This window comes from Streptomyces sp. NPDC045287 (assembly GCF_056432325.1).
Map to the genome: position 1 here is coordinate 269,359 of NZ_JBWKJG010000010.1, position 4,373 is coordinate 273,731.

4 protein-coding genes are annotated in these 4,373 nt (G+C 69.2%); all 4 read right to left on the reverse strand.

Going from position 1 to position 4,373, the window contains the following annotated elements; all coding sequences use genetic code 11:
* A partial coding sequence (locus AC07D6_RS19015) for a DUF2637 domain-containing protein (RefSeq protein ID WP_479045747.1) occupies positions 1–583 on the reverse strand: 583 nt, incomplete at its 3' end.
* Positions 584–659: 76 nt separating this feature from the next.
* Entirely contained in the window at positions 660–1,304 is a 645-nt protein-coding gene (locus AC07D6_RS19020; RefSeq protein WP_479045750.1) for a WhiB family transcriptional regulator, read from the reverse strand.
* A 113-nt stretch (positions 1,305–1,417) separates the two neighbouring features.
* Positions 1,418–2,170 carry an ATP-binding protein gene (locus tag AC07D6_RS19025; RefSeq protein ID WP_479045771.1) on the reverse strand — a complete coding sequence of 251 codons (753 nt, stop codon included), beginning with the start codon at positions 2,168–2,170 and terminating at the stop codon, positions 1,418–1,420.
* Entirely contained in the window at positions 2,170–3,321 is a 1,152-nt protein-coding gene (locus tag AC07D6_RS19030) for a hypothetical protein (RefSeq protein WP_479045753.1), read from the reverse strand. The genes AC07D6_RS19025 and AC07D6_RS19030 overlap by 1 nt, the downstream gene beginning before the upstream one ends.
* Positions 3,322–4,373 lie beyond the last annotated feature (1,052 nt).

Consider the following 4,373-nt stretch of genomic DNA (forward strand, 5'->3'; position numbering starts at 1 on the left):
GCGGGTCGGGTCCGGTCTGGCCCGGGTCCGGTCCGGTGGGGGTGTTGGTGTGGTCCGGGTCGGGTTCGGTGGGGGAGTCGGGCTGGCTCTGCGATTCGGCAGTCCCGCTCGATCGGGGGCCGCTTCCGGACTGGTCGGCATGGTCAGCTCCGTCGGCCTGGACCGGCCGGGCGACGCGCTGGTGGATCTGCCGCATCAGGACGCCGAAGGCCAGCATGGCGCCGGTCGGAGGGACCGCCGCGACCACGTAGTCCAGCAGCGGGACCGGACCGCTCGTGGTGCCGCCGACGCCGGCGACATTCAAAGCGATCGAGCCGACGGACCCGGCGACCGTTAGCCCGATCGCCCACCAGTCCGTCACCCTGTGCAGGCCGGCTCGCAGCATCAACAGCTCACCGGCGATGATGAACATGTCCAAGGTGGCCGGCCAGACCCACTGCCGGACGGGGGAGCGGTAAAGGCCGTGCCGTCCGGCGACCTCGGCCAGGTGGGCGTAGGAGAGCCAGAACCCGGCGCCGGTGAGAACGACGATCACTCCTCCTGCGGCGATCAGGGTGTATCGGTCGGCGGTCTCCTCGCTCAAAAGCTCTCTTTCTCCATGTTCGTGAGGGAATGCGGTAGGTATCTGCGGGTGCGAGTGGAGGGGCGCCCCTGGCAGGTCACGCCGCCTTCCGCAGGTCGTCGATCAGCTGGTATGTCTGGGCCTGGCGGGATACCTGGCAGAACGTTTCTTCGGGGGTGCTCCCGTGGCTGCTGTCCTGTCCGTTCTGCTCGGCGGCGCTGGCGCTCTCGCTGTCTGCGACCCCCCAGTACCTGTCGCGGTCGGCGACCGCGTGTGCGGCCCGACGCAGAAGGTCGCGGGCGTGGTCGAGATCGATCCGGAGGGCGTAGGCCAGGCGGGTGGCGTTCCAGCCGCGGACGTAGGCGGCGCGGGTGACGGTGTCGCGCTCGGCCGCGGTGAGGTGGACGTCCCGGCCCATGAGCGCGGCGCGCACGCGGGTGTAGTCGAGGCGCTTGGCGACCTTGGCGTGCCAGGGCTTGCGCTCGGCCTCGGTCAGACCGCCCCACAGCCCCCAGCGGATGTCGTTGTCCAAGGCGTGGGTGAAGCAGTCCTGCCGCACGGGGCAGGTACCGCAGAGTGTCTTCGCCTCGGCAATGTCGGCGTGGGCGCGCGGGGCGGGGAAGAACATCCGGTCGGCCTCTTCGGAGGCGAGGTCGTGGCAGTTCCCGCGGGCATGCCAGGAGATGTCGGCGATGCCGCGCAGGGCCGGGACGGACTGGGTGTTGGTGGTGATGTGGTGCATGGGGGTGGGTCTCCAGGGGATGCCGGCAGCGTCGCGAGCGGTACGGCGCACAGCGGCGGATGCTGGCGGACCGGCTCGCGGGCCGGGCGCTGAGAAGGCGGTGGGCGCAGTGGTCAGGCGGCGCGGAAGCGGCGATCGGGGCCGTCGAGGTGGACCGGGGTGCACATGCCGGACAGGCGGGAGAGCACTCGGTCGCCGACCTTGTCGCGCAGAACCGGTTGACCGGGGGCCGTGTCCTGGGTCCGTACCGGAGGCAGATTGGTGGTGATCAAGGTCGGCAGGTGGTGCTGGGCACGCCAGTTCAGCAGCCGGAAGGTGATCTCCTCGTTCCATTCGGACGCCTTCGCGGCACCGAGGTCGTCCAGGAGGAGCAGCGGCGTCCGCACGATTCGGCGCAGCAGGTACTCCGGATCGACACCGCCCCGGGCGCGCATCGCGCCGTACAGGTCGGCGGCGGTGGTGGCGTGCCAGCGCACCCCGCATCCGGCGGCGGTCAGGGCCCGGATCGCGGCGTACGCCTGGTGTGTTTTGCCGGCGCCGGTGGAGCCCCACAGCAGCAGACTGCGGCCATGGGTGATCTCGCGCTGCCCGGTGGCGCCGAAGTGCGGGGCCAGCGGGCTGTGCGCGTGGCCGACGGCGCTGCCGGAGATGGTGCGGACCCATTCGGCCACGGCGGGGTGCTCGACCTGGGCGTCGCGGTAGTCGAGCGGGATCCGCAGCTGTGCCGCCTCCAGGGCCGGGATCGGCTCCGGGGTGTCCGCGACCGGGGCGGTCGGGTCTATGCCGCGCTCGACCAGCTTGCGCTGCATCCAGGCCATCGCGGGGTTTTCGGCGGTCGTCTGCGGGTCGGTGAGGCGGGTGCGGATCACAGGGCGACTCCGAAGGTGCCGGTGGGCTCGGTGGGGTTGAGGTACGGGGTGTAGGCGGGGGAGGCGCTGGCCCAGGGCCCCGCGCCGGAGGCGGAGGACGGGCTCCCGTTCGACGACGGCGTCGGCCCGGCGTTGAGGACCTCGTTGACCAGGCTCGGCAGCACGCTGGGGTTCAACCCCTTGGTGCGCAGCCGCTCCAGAGCGGGGCGCAGCGTGTCCGGCCCGTACCCCTCGTCCAGCAGCCCGCGGATCTCCTTGCCCAGGTGCCCGAGGACCTTCTTCGGCGGACGTCCACCGGAACACCCGCGCAGGTACTCGGCCATCAGGACCTTCGCCGACCACTGCTTGGCGTCGGCCGCCTCCAGCGCCGCCTCGGGGGAAGCGCCGGGCGCGGGCGCCTCGCGCCCCCTACGGGAAGATCCAGGATCCAAGATCCTAGATCCAGTACGTGAGCCCTCACTGAACGCGGCGGCCATCACCTCGCTCCCGTGGGCCGCACCCTCCTGACCTGCGACATCCCCCGAAGGACTCGGCGCGGGTGGAAGTTCGGCCGAAGTGGCCGCCATCGCACCGTCCCGTGGGGGTGTGGTGTGGGTTACTTCGATGTTCGGAGTGGACGAATCGGATGGTTCTGGTCGCGTGAGGGCTCCCCGATGGTTCAGGGAGGTGATCTCGCGCGGAGTGTCGGCGGACGCTCCGGGAGAGGCGACCGGTTCCGCCTGCTTGCCCTGCGGGGCGGACGCCGCCCCGGGGGCCCGGGATGGGCACTGGGGCAGATCGCACCCGCCGCACGCCTTCGCGGCCTCATGGGTCGGGCAGCGCGGCAGCCGGGAGTCACTGGCCCGGTTGATCTTCTGGTGCCGGTCCCAGGTCACGATGTGCAGCCAGGACTTGCCGTCGCAACCGGTGTACCGGCACACCAGGCCGGCCCCGGCCAGCTGCTCCAGGTCGCAGGCGACGTGCGCGGGGGTGTGCTCGGGGCGCAGAGCCCACAGCCGCCCGGCGATGATGGCAGGGTGGTCGCGGAAGCGGCCGGCGTCGTCGGCCTGGGTCAGCAGGCCGAAGAAGGTCAGCATCGCCGTCACATCGACGGAAGCCAGGTCCTCCGATTCCCAGGCTTCGGGCTTGATCGTGCGAATGCGGGCCATCAGACCTCACCTCCGCACCGACGCGCCGGAACGGGCGGGTGGCCGGTGTTCGCTGCGCGGTCCGTGGCATCGGTCCGCGGTACCGGCCTTTCGCGCAGGGGCGTGCCCATGCAAAACTCTCCCTGAAGTACTGCCGCCGCCGGTGTTGCCCGTAGGAAGGGCCGGCGCGGTGATGACGGGTCTCTCCGCCGTTGCCTCGGCTGGAGGTAAGGCTCCTCGTGTCCGGCGCCCGGGAGTTGCCTCTCCCGGGCGCCGAGTGCTTTACGGCCTAGCCGCTCCGTACGTTCTGCATGCGTTCCTCTCGTCGGTCACCGGGTTGCCTCCCGGTGGGGGACGATGAACATACGCAGACGTCCGCGCAAGATCCAGACCTGGCTCTACAGACCGTGAAAAGTTGCGCCGAGCAAGCTTTCTACGATTCCCTCGGCCTTTCCGGGCGTGAGGCATGTAGCAACGCCGCCCAGGCGTACCTCGGGCACGCCGAAAATGATCTTCAAGGGAACTCCCCCACGTGTGTGAAGCCGATCGGCGGACATGCCCTACCGGCTGGTAGATCAGGATTTAAGCCCGCGTGCAAAGTCTTCGTCAACGGCCCCCCAAGGTCGGATCCACGCGCGTAGAGGTAAGCGTGGAACGAGGGGACAGTGGTCGTCCAGTGTGCTCAACCTCCTTGTAAAACCAGAAAGTTGATGGGTCGTTCGCAAATCTCTCTACGGGAGAAGCGGAGGTGTGAATGCGTGCTCGTGGCGCCGGAAGGAAAAGCGGCAAGGATTTGCCGCTTTATTGATCTTGGCGCCCCGACAGCCGAAAGTGCCCGTTTCGTCACGGAAAGTGAACGGTGAGGCGCAGGATAGTTTCACGTTTAACTGTCGGCTGTGCTTCATGCCACAAATTGTTGAAAGTGGCCATTCACGTCGTATCTTCTTTGCGGGAGACGCCGGGCCGGGGGGCTAGACGCAATACCGGTGACTTTGAGTGGTGTGGGTCGTTGGTTGTGGTGTGCCAAGGCCTGGGCAGGTGAAGTCGTCGGGTGGCCGGTTGTCGGACCGGAT